Here is a 15286-nt window from a genome sequence, read left to right on the forward strand (position 1 = left end):
AACCAAATGGAAATATTACCTCGGTTGATTAAAGCTCGGTTATAGGATGACCAATTGGTTGTACGGTAGATTTTAGAAGCAGGCTTATTCATTTGGAAATTATATTGCTGAATAAGCCTTCCATGCTGGCTTTATGCAACAAAGCCATTCCTTTCTGTTTGCAAGCTTTTGAGAGCAGCCAGCAAACCGTCAGCTACTTTGAATATAAAGAAATGGCCAATCAGGCCTGTGTATAGATAGAGTACTGAGAAAGAAAAACCTCCAGAATCTTGTAGTGTCCTGCATGATCGAAATAATTCAAAAATGACTCACGCAGATAAAAATAAATATATTTACAGCTGAAATACAATGTTTGAGCGTTAATTCAACTAGAATCAGGAAGGTAGGAAATGCTCCTGACCTCAGGATTCAGCATGTATATATGCTGTTGCAGCATATTATGAAGAGCTGCTGATCTAGAGAAAATTGCATCTCCTCCATAAACTTAAAACAAGTGAATACCAATCCTTGATGGAAAAACCTATGCAATGTCCTAAATGTGGTTCCACTGACATCGAACAGCGTGATCACGAACAGAATTTAAAGAAAATTGGTGGCATTCTCATGAGCTCGGCAGGTGCTACTGCGGGTACAGTCGGTGGTGCTGCTTCTGGCGCATCCGTTGGCGCAGCGATTGGTACTGTTGCTGGCCCCTTAGGTGTAATTTTAGGTGGGACAGTGGGTACTTTTGTCGGGGCAATCAGTGTTGGCATTACCGGTGGCGTAATAGGGAATTTCCTCGGCAAAAAAGCCGGGATTTCCGTCGACCGTAATTTATTCTTGGATTATCAATGTTTAAAATGCAAACATAGATTTATTCAAAAAGATCAAAAAGATCAAAAAGATCAAAAAGATCAAAAAGATCAAAAAGATCAAAAAGATCAAAAAGATCAAAAAGATCAAAAAGAAGATTAATATCATGAAGGAAATGAAGTGAGTGAGTTCTTCATTTCCTTGTGAGTTAATGCTTAAGACTGATTGAGTTTTAAAGCCACTTCAGCCAGTCGTTTGCCCTGTACTTCGCACAAAACTTTTTCATCTGGGCTTAAACCCTGATCATGCCGTGGGCCACTGACATGACTGGCACCGTACGGCGTACCGCCAGTCTTGGTATTGGACAAGGCAGCTGTAGCATTACTGAGCCCCATAATCATCATACCGTGGTGGAATAATGGTGGCAGCATAGTCAACAAGGTACTTTCCTGTCCGCCATGCATGGAGCCCGATGCGGTAAAGACACAAGCCGGCTTACCATGCAACGCGCCATTCAGCCATAGACTGGTGGTCTGATCCCAAAAGTATTTCATTTCTGAGGCCATATTGCCAAAACGGGTCGGTGAACCTAAGGCCAAGCCAGAACACTGGGCCAAATCCTCTAAACTGCAATAAATATCCCCTTCTGCCGGGATACTCGGCTCGGCTATGGTTACGACGCTAGAAATATTCGGGACAGTCCGAATTTTTACCGCCATTCCTGCCGATTCAACGCCATTGGCTATCAGATGTGCCATTTCTTTCGTTGAGCCATATTTGCTGTAATATAAAACAAGAACATAAGGTTGCATGAGGCTTCTTATTCATTACTTAAAAAAATAAAACTATACGATATTCTGTAACTTTTTTGGTTAAGCTAATGGATGAAAATTCATGATGATTAAAAAAATTGAGATTGGATGCACATGATTGTTGAGTATTTAAAAAAGTTACCCTTTTATGAGAAACACTGGTTTCAGTTTATTTTATTCGTACTTCGACGCTTTGAAGCAGACCGTTGTCGTGAGCAAGCCGGTTCCCTGACCTATACTACGCTTTTCGCAGTCGTGCCGATGTTGACGGTTTTCTTGGTCATTATTTCATCGATTAAAGCCTTAGAGCCTGCACGACAACAATTGCAACAGCTGATCTACAGTAACTTTCTACCCAAAACCACGATTGCCTTTGATAAAGCGCTGAATGCCTTTACCGATAAATCCAGTAATTTAACCGTGATTGGTATCCTGTTTTTATTCATTACGACCGTATTGATGCTCACCAGTATCGAAACGGCCTTTAACCGAATTTGGCGAGTGACTCAGACCCGAGGTGGAATTATCGGGTTTATGCGCTACTGGACTATCATTTCGCTGGGACCGATTTTACTGGGTAGTGCCTTCGTCATTTCATCAACCGTGGCTTCCATGAGTGTCCTCAGCAATAACTTTGCCGGGTATGAACTTAATGGTGCTTTTGTCCTCTGGGCCATTTCCTTTTCTCTGACCGTACTCGGATTTTTCATTCTCAACTGGACCATCCCCAATCGCAGTGTGCCACTCAAGTCTGCATTTATTGCCGGCCTGTTTAGTGCAGTGGTGTTTGAGCTGCTTAAAAACCTGTTCGGTTTTGTGATGTCAAACTTTACCAGTTATGAGATTGTCTATGGTGCATTCGCCGCTGTGCCGATCTTTCTACTGTGGATTTATTTATCCTGGAATATTGTCTTACTCGGCGTTGAGATCAGTTATGCCCTGACGGCCTTTGAATCTGGTCAGGATCATAAACGTCACCCAATCATCATGCTGCTGGATCTATTAGAGCTGTTTCATAAAAAGCAAAAAACTGGTGAGAGCATTAGTGAAGCAGAAGCATTAGATGCTTTGGGTCGTGATGAAATTGGTCGCTGGCCAAACTATGTGAGCATGTTTGAAAAACAAAATCTGATCAAACGTACCGATGACAATGAATATGTCTTGGTACGTGATCTAGATCAGGTGAGTTTTTGGGACTTTTATCTGCAACTTCCTTATCCATTGCCACGTAAGCATCACTTCACCGAGGCACATACCGAGGAAATCTGGATGCAGAAATTCTCGCCTAAGCTACAGGAAACCGATCAATATCTGGAAGAAAAGCTGAGTTTTCCACTTTCCGAATTGTTCCGGAATAAATAATCCTAAATCCTCTCGCTTGAGAGGATTTTTTTAAGTTGTTTGCGTAGACTTCCAGCAGACGATCGCACCTGCGGTCACCAAAGCAGTACCAATCCAAAAACTCAGCTCGGGTCGAATATCCAGAATCAGCATCGACATAACTGAAGACAGAATTGGCATAAAATAGGTGGCCAAAATCAGTACCTTGATATTGCCGTACTGCATGCTCTGATTCCAGTTACTATAAGCAATCCCGATCAGACTGCCTACTATGGAAATTCCCAGCCAGAGCTTCAATGAAGGCATCCTGAAAGGCTCATCCAAGCCCAGATGTAAGCCCCATAACGCAATGACGGCGACCACAAAAAAAATCGGTACGCCGTTTTGTCCACGACCATATTTTCTGGTCAGAATGCAATAACATGGCCATAACAAGGCACCGATAAAAGCAAAGCCATAAGCCCAAGGATTTTCAGCTAAAACCTGCATAAGTTTCGATAGATTAGTAATTTCAGGATTGACCACCAACATCAGACCGACTACAGCAAGCAAAAATCCTGGAATGACCCAAAGACGCGCCTGCAATTGCCGGGCAAATATCGAAAAGACAATCATCAAGGGTGGCCAGAGATAATTGATCATCGCAATCAGCATCACCTGTTCACGGTGATCCGACCAGGCAACTGCAACAAGAAATAGAATTTCATAAGCAACGAACAAAGCCCCACACCCCAATAGATAGCGCTTCGACATTTGCATGATTTTAGGAAATCCAATCAATGCCAGAATCGCCAGACTACTAAAACTGTAAATCAGGGCAATCCCCTGCACCGGACTGGTAGATTCGGTAATCAATTTGACCACAGCCACCAGACTGGCCCAGATCAGAATGGAAGACAGGCCAATCCAGGTGGCCAGTTTCATCGACCAGACGTTCATGTTTGCTCTTGAGGATTGTTCGTTGTATTCGGTTTTTTCAGCCATCCCTGCAAGCTCACCAGAATCACGCCCAGCATGACCATACAGGTTCCAACAATAAAATTCAGTTCGATCTGTTCATCCAGAATCAGCACCCCAAACAGCATGCCAAATACAGGCGTTAAAAAAGAAAATACGCCCAAACGTGAAGCCAGATAATGTTTCAGCATCCAGAACCAGATCAAATAACTGGCAAAGGAAATCAGCACGGTATGAAAGATCAGACTGGAAATAGACAGGGTCGTCCATTGAATGGTCGCTTGTCCACTAAAAAAGGCCAAGGGTAGCAATAATATGCCGCCCATCAATAATTGATAGAATAAGGTCTGGGTGGCAGGTGCTTCAGCCAGTCGGCTCAGACGTACACTGACAGTGGTGGCTGCCCAGAATATACCTCCGAGTAAGGCCAGAAAATCTCCCCACAAAGCATCGGTTTGTAAAGTAGAGCTTGTCTGTGGTCTGAGTAAAAAACTAACCACAATCCCGCTAAATGCCACGAAGATACCGCCCCATTGCACACGCGACAAACGCTCTGCCGGCAATTTCCAGTGCAGACCCAATGCGACAAAAATCGGCGCAGTATAAAGCAAAACAATGGTATGCGAAGCTGAGGTATAGCGTAGTGCTTCCCCAATCAGATAAAACTCGGTTGCGAACAGTATTCCGACCAGCAATCCTGCAGGCAAATAGCGGGTGCTCAAAAGCTGACGGCGCACGCTCTGCTGAATCAGGGGATACACCATGATCGCAGACAAGGCTGAACGCAAGGCAATTTGCATCAAGGCTGAAATATCACTGGCCGCCCATTTCAACACGACCTGTTGTAGCCCCCACAACATACATAATACAAACATGATGGCAGATGCTTTGGCATCTAGCGCCTGACGTTGCTTCACCCCCTACTCCTGTGACCGCTTTAAAGTGCCCACTATAATCTTCTCTGCGGTAAAACAATACTTTTCTATTATTTTGCCAGCGCTGTAAATATTTTAAAACTCGATAAAAAAGGACTGCACTCGCAGTCCTTTCAATCAAAAAATAACGTTCAGCTTATTTAACCCAAGTCGTACAGACATAATCCTGAGACTGGCCTTTCAGGGTCATTTTTAACTGATCGCCTGCATGCAATGCCGCCACACCTGCGGGTGTACCCGTCATCACCACATCACCTTCTTCTAAAGTGAATACCTGGCTGATATCTGCCAGTAAAGTCGCGATATCAAAAATCAATAAAGCGGTATCGCCTTCTTGACGCAGTTCTTCATTCACCTCCAAAGTGTAATGCACATCTTGCCAGTCCGCGACCACATCATTCACAGGAATCCAGTCTGACAACAGACACGAACCATCAAAGGCTTTGGCACGTTCCCAAGGCTGGCCTTTTTTCTTGAGTTCATCCTGCAAGTCACGCAGGGTCAAGTCCAGACCTAAAGTCACCGCACCCACCGCTTGCAGTGCTTTTACAGGATCATTTTCTTTGCTTAAAGTCCGGTCAATACGCAAACTGAGTTCACATTCATAGTGGCAGTTGCCCCACTCCGGATTCCATTCAATCCCTGCATCGAGCGAGCCTAAGGCACTCGGTGGCTTAATAAATAAGACCGGACGATCAGGGATCGCATTTCCGAGTTCTTTGGCATGATCGGCATAACTGCGACCAACGCAGACAATTTTGGATGGGCGTGTACTCATGATCAAAACTTTCCTTTATTTGTCTTTATATCGATCTCTGGATTATTTTTTAAATGCATTCTCAAAAATGTTTTGCTCAGTCGCATCTTTAAAGGCACGTTTTGGCACAATGATGACGGTACGGTTTTTCAGTTCCAGCATATAGGTCAGTTTGCCGGCAGCAAAATTCTGCACTTCACTATACGCTACCAGCTTGCTACGCTCATTATTAAAAATCTCCGCATAGTCCTGATACAGATCAAGGCCTTGTTCACTCTTACCAAACTGATATTTGACGAACTGGCGTTTAAACATCATCGGCAGAAACCAGTAACGCATGATGCCTTGCAGGATCAGGAAGAATGCCCCCAAAGCCACGTAATAGCGTCCTACCCCGTCAAAGCCCATCGAAAAGCCCCAAAGGATAATCCCGATACTGACCAGAGGCGTCAGAAAACGTGAAATCTGCTTTTTGCCAAAAGTCGCCAAGGCAAAACCATCCTGAGATTCTTCTAAAGTCAGAAAATAACGGGTCGATAAAGTCGGTGCTGACTCAGTCATAGCATCACATCAAAAAAATAAAATCTTGCCCAATACTATAGCAAAATATGCACAATGCTTATGGCCTGACGCATCAATTACATAACTTTGCTTTGGAAAAACGTGTATTTAGTTTTAAATAAACAGCAATTAAAACAAAAAATATGCAACAGGATGTTGAATGAAAGGATTCAAGCAATGTATTGCAATCGGTATCTGTTCGGGTCTGTCTACTCTATCACTGGCCAAGATCATTCCCTGGGATGCAGAATTACCCAGTAGCCTGAGTGCTTATCCGGGCAATGCCCAACAATTGGCAGAATTAACAGGCGAAAGGATTCTGATTTATGCGCATCCGGTGACTAAAACCCAGCTTCCTACCTTAAACAGTAAGGCCACCAGCAAGGCACAATTTTATAGTGCCGCCGTGGTTTTGCCTGTGGCTGAAACACAGGTCGAGAAATTGCTACAGCATTATCCGGATTATGTTGGCCTGTTTCCGACTTTAAAGTCGGCCAAGATTCTAGAACAGCAAGGCTCGATTCAGCAGGTCAAATATCAGGTGCATATCCCCACACCAATTCCGATATTGAACTTCAAAGAAACCGTGGTGATGCAGCATCATCTGGGCAATAACAGCATCAGCACTTTAATTATTGATGCACCCATTCCTTATGGCGCGGGAAAACTGGAATGGTTCGCGCTTGATCCGCACAGAACTCTGGTGACAGTGACCCAGTGGGGCGACCTGAACCAGCCTAAAGGTTTTCTATTTAGTAAAATTCTCAATGCCCTGCCTGAAGCCAAACTTGGCATTCCTCCCGGTACTAACGCATTTCTACTCGAAGCATTGCAACAGCGCTTTAAAACCAGTCATGCTACAACACTCACCGCCCCGACTCCACAGCTCAAATTTAATTCACAACAGCTACAGAAGATTGCCCAGCTTAGTCAAAAATCCGGCCAACCGGTCAGTTTTATTTTGCCCAGCTATCAGGTCAAAGAAGGAAAAGCGTCAGAAAATTTGAGATTTAGCAGCACCTATCAATACTTTCCGCATTCGGTAGACAAGCTACGACCGTGGTTGGCTGCACAAGCCAGTCAACAGCTTTTCCCGCGCCAGATCAAGAAAGTCGAACTTAACCCGATCAATACCCAAAGTGTAGATGCCAACTATAAAGTTTCAGTGGGCTTAGGCGTGATTCAGATTCCATTTAACTTCAAGATGCGTTTTTACCAGCCCGATCCCTTGCAGAATCAGTTCAATGCCAATGGTGGCGACTTAAAGTTTGTCAAAGGCGGCATGAAGCTATTGCCGCAATCACAAGGTAATCTGTTCCAAATCACCAGCAGCATGAAGATTCATGATCAGGCACCGTTTTTATTAAGGGCCATGCGCAGTCTGCCCTATCACGATGTATTACCTGCGGTGGGTGGCAATACCGTCTATGCACTCAAGGTGCAGCAAAAATTAAGATAATCAACGAATCGGTAGTTATTGGTTTTTTATATGAAAAAGCTTTAAATATCACAGACGTAAAAAAACCGCATCAATGTGCGGTTTTTTCAGAATTCTTATCAAGATTGGTGCGCTCAGAGAGATTCGAACTCCCGACCCCTTAGTTCGTAGCCAAGTGCTCTATCCAGCTGAGCTATGAGCGCGACGTCTTGATGGGGTGCATTATACGGTTTTTTTAAGGCTTGTTAAGTGTTTTTTAATAAAAGCACAACTGAATGTATAGTAATTAAACGATACAGCAGTATTGACAGTTTTCTGTGAGAATTTCTGCACATTTAGAGCTAAAAACAATTAATACCATCCGGACTTTGACGCTGCATTCAATGTGGCGACAAGCTCCATTTCATCCTGATGAAAAGTACACAGCAAATACCGAGAAAGATGTTCCCAAATTTCAGGCACAAAAAAACCGCTATGAAAGCGGTTGATTGTTCAAGTTGGTGCGCTCAGAGAGATTCGAACTCCCGACCCCTTAGTTCGTAGCCAAGTGCTCTATCCAGCTGAGCTATGAGCGCGTAACTTGTGTGCCTAGGTTGGCAATACGTTTTTCTGCTTAACTTACTTGGTGCGCTCAGAGAGATTCGAACTCCCGACCCCTTAGTTCGTAGCCAAGTGCTCTATCCAGCTGAGCTATGAGCGCGCGACATAAGTAAGCGTGGCGGTGAGAGAGGGATTCGAACCCTCGATACAGTTACCCGTATGCGTCCTTAGCAGGGACGTGGTTTCAGCCACTCACCCATCTCACCGTAACGTGCGGCCATAATACAAATTTCGGCATGGCACTGCAAGCGCAGCATCGAAAAAAAGTGCATATTTTTGCTCGTTTAAATACTTTTTAAGCAATTCAGCGATTTTTCGTACATTTTCCTGCTCAAAAAACCGAATAAATTTCCAGTTATCTAAAATGAACAGAAAATTGAAAACTTAAATGGATTATTGCAATCATTTACGTGCAGTCTGCGCACACATGTTTTATGCTAAACCTATCTCCTAAGATAAATTTAAAGACATGATGAAAAACTGGGTCGATCCTGAAGCAAAAGCTGAAGCCGAACGTTATGACAACCCTATCCCAAGCCGTACGCTAATTTTAGAAACCATAGAAAAAAATAATGCCCAGTCTCATGCCGACCTGGTAGAACATTTCGAAATTGCAGATCAAAAAAGTATTGATGCTCTCAGTCATCGTTTAATTGCGATGGTACGTGACGGGCAATTGATGAAAGATGGTTATAAATTCCAGATTGCCGTCGAGCAGCCTGAATCCGAAGCGACGGTTTATATCAATTCCCGCGGGATGGGAACTGCCAACATTTCTGGCCAGGACGATCTCTTACTGGCTGAGCGTGAACTACGGCTGGTCTTTAATGGCGACCGTGTCAAAGTACGTCAAACTTCAGTAGACCGTAAAGGTAAAGCCTGGGGTTATGTGACTGAAGTTGTGCAGCACCGCGTTAAGCAGATCATTGGTAAAGTTTCCCTATATGAAGGTGAATACTTTGTTCAACCTGCCAGCCCAAATGCGCATCAGCCCATTACTCTTGAAAAAGAACTGATTGAACATGCGCAAGTCAATCTGGGTGATTCGATTCGCGTGGCGATTGATACTTATCCGACCCGTGAAGAATTTGCGACCGGTCATATTGTCCAGTCCATGGCAGATAAAGCCGATACCGAAATCATCATTCCACAAACCATTTTAGAATATGGTTTACCGTATGAATTCCCGGAAGAAGTGATTCAGGATGCAGAAAGCTTTAAAGAACCAACAGAAAAAGACCGTGAAGGTCGTGTGGATCTGCGTGATTTAGCTTTGGTCACCATTGATGGTGAAGATGCACGTGACTTTGATGATGCAGTATATGCTGAAAAACGTCCGGGCGGTGGCTATCGCGTGGTCGTAGCGATTGCCGATGTCAGTCATTATGTACGTACAGGCAAACCACTGGACGATGAAGCTCAGGAACGCGGAACTTCTGTCTACTTCCCGCACTTTGTTTTACCAATGCTGCCTGAAGCCTTGTCGAATGGCTTGTGTTCTTTAAATCCGGCTGTTGATCGTCTCTGTATGGTCTGTGATTTAAAACTGTCACGTGCCGGTCGTGTTACCGGTTTTGAGTTCTATCCATCCGTGATGCACTCTAAAGCACGTTTGACTTATGATCAGGTCGCCCAATATCTGGAAGGCGACAGTCAGGCCATTACCGAAGATCGCGAAGTTCGCAAGTCGATCAACACCCTGTTCCAGCTGTACCAGGTTCTGAAAGGCTTACGTGCTGAACGCCATGCCATGGAATTTGAAACCGTTGAAACGTATATGACTTTTGATGAGCTGGGCGGAATTAAAGAGATTTTGCCGCGTAGCCGTAATGATGCGCATAAGCTGATTGAAGAATGTATGTTGCTGGCCAACGTGGCAGCCGCAGAATATGCATTGAAAAATGAAATTCCGATGTTGTACCGCGTACATGAGCCACCTGAGTTCTCGCGTATTCAAAAAGTCCGTGATTTCGTCAAGCTGCTTGGTTTGAAATTCCCGGAGCAACCGACCCAAGCAGATTATCAGGCGGTGATTGAAGCGACCAAAGACCGCATAGATGCACCAAGCATTCATGCGGTGTTATTACGCTCCATGATGCAGGCTTATTACGGCCCTAACAATGCGGGGCACTACGGTCTGGCTTATGAGGCGTACACACATTTCACTTCGCCAATTCGACGTTATCCAGACCTGTTATTGCATCGTGCCATCAAAGCGCATTTAAATAAAAAGCCCTCTCCGCTTTCAGGTGGAGCTTTAGATGAAGCAGGAACACATTTCTCTGCCACTGAACGCCGTGCCGATGAAGCCTCTCGCTCGGTGACGACCTGGTTGAAATGTCATTATATGCAGCAGCATCTGGGCGAAGAATTTGTTGGCATCATTAGTGCGACAGCAGAGTTTGGCCTGTTTGTGACGCTAAAAGACCTGTATGTGGATGGTATGGTGCATGTCAGCCAGTTGGGCGATGACTTCTTTGTCTTTGATCAAGTCAGTCAGAATCTGGTCGGCCAGAATCGTGGTCAGGTCTTTGGTCTGGGCGATGAAGTCAAGATCAAGGTGGCTGGTGTCAATCTGGAAGAGCGCAAGATCGACTTTGAACTGGTACAGCAGCTCAGTCATGCCGGCCGTGCGATCCGTGCCCGTGCGCCGCGCGTGAGCGAGAAAAAACCGGCAGTACGTCCAGCAGCAACAGAAGAGGTTTTTAGCAAGAATGAGCGCGAGTCTAAATCCAGCCTGAATGCCGATGGAGAACAGCCCATACGACGCAAAAAAGCCAAAGGAAAACCCAGCTCTTACAACAGCAAGTCTGCTAAAAAATCTGCAGCAAAGCCTGAAGCAAAGGCTAAAGATAAAGTAAAGAAAAAGACCAAAGTGAAAAAGAAAAAGTCCAATGCAAAAGCCAAGACTGAATAATTTTTGACGGTATAAAAAGAGCGCTAAGGCGCTCTTTTTTATTTATAATCAAAATATTAAAATAGGAAAAATTATAAGAATGAATACCATAACTATTTTTACTTTGATCATTTCTTTAATGGCTTTGCTTGTGACTTATGCCGTATTTAAATCTGATCAGCAACCACAAATTATAGTTTTTGCTCTTCCGCATTACGGTAAGCAATCTTTCATTCAACTACAGATAAAGAATATAGGAAAATCCATTGCCTATAATGTACAAATATCGAGTGATCAACCCATTCCTAAACGGGCCTTCGGAATTAAAAAATTAAATGCTTCAAAAGATTATTTTGATAGCCGTATTTTCAAACATGGAGTCAAAGTATTTCCACCCAATCAGAGCTATATATACCATTGGGGACAATACGGCGGCCTCAGAGAGGCTTTAGATAATAATCCTATCACCATGAAAGTCACGTATTGGTATCAGCACCCTTTAAACTTATGGAAAACTCAAATCACTGATATTTCTATCATCGATATAAATGAACTAGAAGCCTTACCTTCATCTGATGGTGGATTTATTGAACAGCTTTAAAATATTAATAAAGAATTGAAAATATTAAATACAAAGCCAGAGAAAAAACTTTAATTACCTTGATTTCCCCCACCAAAGGCCCTACATCTAGACTGAATATAGAAAATTAATTTGGCAGACCGACATGACTTTAGAAAAGGCAACTTTGCCTGTTCCACAATTTGATCAGATTACCCTGGCCGATCTCAAAGAAAAAATTGAAACAACCATTCAAGCCGGACAAAAGTTTTTAAATGAACTGACTGACACGCCAGACTCGGTTCAGGCCCAACTTGAGATTCTGGAACAGGTCGATACCCTCGAAAATAATATGAGTGAATCCTGGGGCGTGTTATCACATCTGAATGCCGTGATGAACAATGCCGAAACCCGTGACGTCTATCAAGCCTTATTACCGGGTCTGAGCGAATACTATACGCAACTAGGTCAACATACGGCGCTGTATCAAACTTATCAGCATATTCATGATGCATCAATTTTTAATGAATTACCCGCAGCCCAGCAAAGTGCCATCAAACTGGCCTTACGTGACTTCAAACTATCTGGTGTGGCCTTAGAAGGCGAAGCGAAGAAACGTTATGCAGAAATTTCTGCACGTCTCTCACAACTGTCTTCCGACTTCTCCAACCATGTGCTGGATGCGACTCAGGCTTATTTCAGACCATTAGCTGAAGATGAGTTAGCGGGTCTCTCTGAAAGTAATATTGAGCTGTTAAAACAATATGGCCAGCAACGCGAGCTGGATCAGCCGGTCGCTACGCTAGATTTCCCGTCATATCTGGCAATCATGACCCATGCGGAACATCGTGAACTGCGTGAAGAGCTGTATAAAGCCTATACCACGCGCGCTTCAGATCAGTCCGAACAGACTGAATTTGACAATACCGCCTTAATTGAAGAAATCCTCAGCTTACGTCAGGAAATGGCCAAGCTGCTCGGCTTCAACAATTATGCAGAATTGTCTCTGGCCAGCAAAATGGCGCCAAGTGTAGAGGCAGTAGATGAATTCTTGCGTGATCTGGCAGAGCATGCCCGTGCGCCGGCAACCAAGGAAATTGCAGAACTAAAAGCCATTGCCGCTGAAGATGGTATTGATGAACTGAAACCTTGGGACAGCAGCTATTATTCAGAGAAGCTGAAAATGCAGCAGTTCAATCTGTCACAGGAAGCGCTGAAACCTTATTTCCCTGCACCAAAAATCCTGCAAGGCCTGTTCAGTATTGTCAATCGCCTGTATGACATTCAGGTGATTGAACGTGAAGCGCCGGTTTGGCATCCAGAGGCGCGTTATTTCGAACTGGAAGACCAAGGTCAGGTGATTGGCGGTTTCTATTTTGACCTGTATGCACGCCAAGGCAAACGTGGTGGTGCCTGGATGAGCGGTTTCCGTTCGCGCATGCAGACACGTGATGGCCTGCAAAAACCGATCTGCTATATGGTGGGTAACTTTACTCCACCTGTTGGCAACCGACCTGCACTGCTCACGCATGATGAAGTGATTACCCTGTTCCATGAATTTGGTCACGGCCTGCATCATATGCTGACTGAAGTCGACAATATCGCGGTGGCAGGTACGCATGGCGTGGCTTGGGATGCCGTGGAGCTGCCAAGCCAGTTTATGGAATTCTGGGCCTGGGATCAGGACAGTCTGAATCTGCTCAGTGAACATATTGAAACCAAGGAATCTTTGCCGGCCGACCTGCTCAAAGCCCTGCTCGATGCACGTTTCTTCCAATCCGGCATGCAAACCCTACGTCAGCTTGAATTTGCCTTGTTTGACTTGAGTATTCACCGTGCCAATCCGGCTTCAAATGCGGAACAGGTTCAGGCCACACTGAATGAAATTCGTGAAAAATATGCAGTTCTGCCCACCACCGACTATAACCGTTTCCAGCACAGCTTTAGTCATATCTTTGCCGGTGGTTATGCAGCGGGATATTATTCCTATAAATGGGCCGAAGTTTTGGCCAGTGATGCCTTCGACCGTTTCGAAAATGAAGGGATTTTTAATACCACCACTGGAAAACAGTTTCGGGAAAATATCCTCGCAGTTGGCGGAAAAGATCAAGCACTTGACGCATTTATCAATTTCCGCGGACGCGAGCCCAAAATAGATGCATTGCTACGTCATCAAGGTTGGACGAACCGCTCTAAAAACGCTTAAACTAGCTTTTTAAGTTGATCACAAGGTGAGTATGATGACCATTAAACGTCGTTTCATTGCAGGCGCAAAATGTCCAAAATGTCAGGCGTTAGATCGCGTCGTCATGCTGACCTCTGGTGAAGATGAGTGGATTGAATGTATCGAGTGTGGTTATGAAGAAAATCGTCCCACACATGTTGACCAACCAGAAACACCAGCTGTTCCAGATGAAATTGGCGTGATTCAGTTTAAACCTCGTTCAGCAAAATAAAAAATCAAGGTTCAAGCTATGTCAGTAGAACAAAGAAATAACCCCAAACTTTTAATGGGGATTATGGGGGCTTTAGTTACTGTCGTTGTATTGGTGCTGCTCTATCAATGGTTGAATGCACCTTCGAAGGAGACACAACGCATGCAACAGGAGGAAATCGCAGCTGTTCCGGCAACCACATCTACAGCGACAACTGAAGAAGATACAGATGCAAGCAATGCGACTGAGGCACTCGAGACCAAAGCATTAATCAGCGGCAGCCTGTTAAAAGCGCCAGTGCCGGAGAATGCTACTTTGGCCAATGAAGAGATGGCCAAATTAGCCGATATTCAAGTTCAGCTCAATGAGCAAAAAGCCACGCTAGATGCGCAGCACAGCGATGCTGACCAGCTCATTCAATTGAAAGAGGAACAGATCAAGCTACTCGAAGCACAACTGGCTCAAGGCCAATAATCTTGATGCATTTCGGTTAGAAGATCTGCAGATCTTCTAGCCGAGTTGTCTCCATGTCTACCACAGCCACCTCACCACTATTCAAAGCCATTATTTTACTGACCTGCTCTGCTTTTTTATTTTCAGTGATGGGCGTATGTATCCGTTATGCCTCACAAACGGTTGATCATACTACCGTGGTTTTCTTCCGTAATGTAGTCGGGCTGTTTATTTTCCTGCCTTTCATTTTCAACCAAGGTCGCGGATTTTTTAAAACTGAAAAACTGTGGATGCACACCTGGCGTGCGGTGGTCGGTCTGATTACCATGTATGGCTTTTATTACAGTTCGAGCGCTGACCAAAACCGAATCTCCAGAAAAAATCGTATTTTATTTCTGTTTGATTGGCAGCCTGATTGCAGTGATTCCGATGTTTTGGGTGTGGCGGCCCTATACTCTGACAGAACTTCAGCTATCTGATTACTGCCGGCATTCTGGCCAATTTCAGTCAGTTATTGATGTCAAATGCTTACAAACTGGCGTCGGCAGGACAAATTGGGCCGGTGAATTATGTGGTGATTTTCTTTGCCGGTATATGGGGTTTTCTGTTCTGACAGGAGGTTCCTGATCTATATAGCCTGATCGGATTAGGGTTGATTTTCTGCGCGATTCTGCTGTGTAGCCCAATCCTGCAAAAGCGCCTGAATTCATCTAAAATCTGAGCCAAGAATTCAGATTAAATTAAAAAAGC

General features: G+C 44.4%; 14 protein-coding genes, 4 tRNA genes and 1 pseudogene. 10 read left to right on the forward strand and 9 right to left on the reverse strand.

What is annotated here, in order from left to right; all coding sequences use genetic code 11:
- The first annotated feature begins 104 nt into the window (after positions 1–104).
- Both FTU44_RS15225 and FTU44_RS11535 read left to right on the forward strand, forming a co-directional pair.
- The gene (locus FTU44_RS15225; RefSeq protein WP_257226493.1) at positions 105–236 is read left to right on the forward strand and encodes a hypothetical protein; all 132 of its coding nucleotides are present in this window, start codon (positions 105–107) and stop codon (positions 234–236) included.
- Between the two features lie 286 nt (positions 237–522).
- Entirely contained in the window at positions 523–954 is a 432-nt protein-coding gene (locus tag FTU44_RS11535; protein ID WP_074383567.1) for a hypothetical protein, read from the forward strand.
- A 53-nt stretch (positions 955–1007) separates the two neighbouring features.
- On the opposite strand, the gene wrbA is transcribed toward FTU44_RS11535, so the two are convergent.
- Positions 1008–1604 carry an NAD(P)H:quinone oxidoreductase gene (wrbA, locus tag FTU44_RS11540; protein ID WP_005094094.1) on the reverse strand — a complete coding sequence of 199 codons (597 nt, stop codon included), beginning with the start codon at positions 1602–1604 and terminating at the stop codon, positions 1008–1010.
- 114 nt (positions 1605–1718) lie between these two features.
- Between wrbA and FTU44_RS11545 the strand changes: the two genes are divergently transcribed.
- Positions 1719–2966 (forward strand): YihY family inner membrane protein, encoded by a 1248-nt coding sequence (locus FTU44_RS11545; protein WP_005168686.1) that lies wholly within the window; start codon positions 1719–1721, stop codon positions 2964–2966.
- Between the two features lie 30 nt (positions 2967–2996).
- On the opposite strand, the gene yddG is transcribed toward FTU44_RS11545, so the two are convergent.
- From yddG to FTU44_RS11565, 4 genes are all read right to left on the reverse strand, one after another.
- Positions 2997–3884 carry an aromatic amino acid DMT transporter YddG gene (gene yddG, locus FTU44_RS11550; RefSeq protein WP_180050791.1) on the reverse strand — a complete coding sequence of 296 codons (888 nt, stop codon included), beginning with the start codon at positions 3882–3884 and terminating at the stop codon, positions 2997–2999.
- The gene (locus tag FTU44_RS11555; RefSeq protein ID WP_180050794.1) at positions 3881–4819 is read right to left on the reverse strand and encodes a DMT family transporter; all 939 of its coding nucleotides are present in this window, start codon (positions 4817–4819) and stop codon (positions 3881–3883) included. Before FTU44_RS11555 ends, yddG begins: the two co-directional genes overlap by 4 nt.
- A gap of 154 nt (positions 4820–4973) precedes the next feature.
- Entirely contained in the window at positions 4974–5615 is a 642-nt protein-coding gene (locus FTU44_RS11560; RefSeq protein ID WP_180050797.1) for a fumarylacetoacetate hydrolase family protein, read from the reverse strand.
- Between the two features lie 42 nt (positions 5616–5657).
- A complete protein-coding gene (locus FTU44_RS11565; protein ID WP_005168696.1) occupies positions 5658–6155 on the reverse strand; it encodes a YcxB family protein in 498 nt (165 codons plus the stop codon).
- Positions 6156–6315: 160 nt separating this feature from the next.
- Here FTU44_RS11565 and FTU44_RS11570 point away from each other — a divergent pair, with 160 nt between their 5' ends.
- Entirely contained in the window at positions 6316–7614 is a 1299-nt protein-coding gene (locus FTU44_RS11570) for an SRPBCC family protein (RefSeq protein ID WP_180050800.1), read from the forward strand.
- Between the two features lie 105 nt (positions 7615–7719).
- Here FTU44_RS11570 and FTU44_RS11575 read toward each other — a convergent pair.
- The 4 genes from FTU44_RS11575 to FTU44_RS11590 all read right to left on the reverse strand — a co-directional run bounded on the left by FTU44_RS11575 (position 7720) and on the right by FTU44_RS11590 (position 8399).
- Positions 7720–7796, reverse strand: a tRNA-Arg gene (locus FTU44_RS11575).
- Positions 7797–8091: 295 nt separating this feature from the next.
- A tRNA-Arg gene (locus FTU44_RS11580) sits at positions 8092–8168 on the reverse strand.
- Positions 8169–8216: 48 nt separating this feature from the next.
- Positions 8217–8293: transfer RNA gene (locus FTU44_RS11585), tRNA-Arg, on the reverse strand.
- Positions 8294–8309: 16 nt separating this feature from the next.
- Positions 8310–8399 (reverse strand) — tRNA-Ser (locus tag FTU44_RS11590).
- A gap of 263 nt (positions 8400–8662) precedes the next feature.
- Between FTU44_RS11590 and rnr the strand changes: the two genes are divergently transcribed.
- From rnr to FTU44_RS11620, 6 genes and pseudogenes are all read left to right on the forward strand, one after another.
- A complete protein-coding gene (gene rnr / locus FTU44_RS11595) occupies positions 8663–11110 on the forward strand; it encodes a ribonuclease R (protein WP_005168700.1) in 2448 nt (815 codons plus the stop codon).
- Between the two features lie 79 nt (positions 11111–11189).
- Positions 11190–11690, forward strand: coding sequence for a hypothetical protein (locus FTU44_RS11600; protein WP_180050804.1), 501 nt, complete (start codon positions 11190–11192; stop codon positions 11688–11690).
- 109 nt (positions 11691–11799) lie between these two features.
- Complete coding sequence (locus tag FTU44_RS11605) at positions 11800–13854, forward strand: M3 family metallopeptidase (protein WP_180050848.1); 2055 nt, start codon at positions 11800–11802, stop codon at positions 13852–13854.
- A gap of 40 nt (positions 13855–13894) precedes the next feature.
- Positions 13895–14104, forward strand: a complete 210-nt coding sequence (locus FTU44_RS11610; protein WP_171063315.1) for a YheV family putative zinc ribbon protein — start codon at positions 13895–13897, stop codon at positions 14102–14104.
- A gap of 18 nt (positions 14105–14122) precedes the next feature.
- Entirely contained in the window at positions 14123–14557 is a 435-nt protein-coding gene (locus FTU44_RS11615) for a hypothetical protein (protein ID WP_159138624.1), read from the forward strand.
- A 53-nt stretch (positions 14558–14610) separates the two neighbouring features.
- Positions 14611–15257 (forward strand): annotated as a pseudogene (locus FTU44_RS11620) (DMT family transporter).
- Positions 15258–15286: the final 29 nt, after the last annotated feature.

Origin of the sequence: Acinetobacter sp. YH12105 (assembly GCF_013419095.1) — a bacterium.
In the GTDB taxonomy this organism is placed as follows: domain Bacteria; phylum Pseudomonadota; class Gammaproteobacteria; order Pseudomonadales; family Moraxellaceae; genus Acinetobacter; species Acinetobacter pseudolwoffii.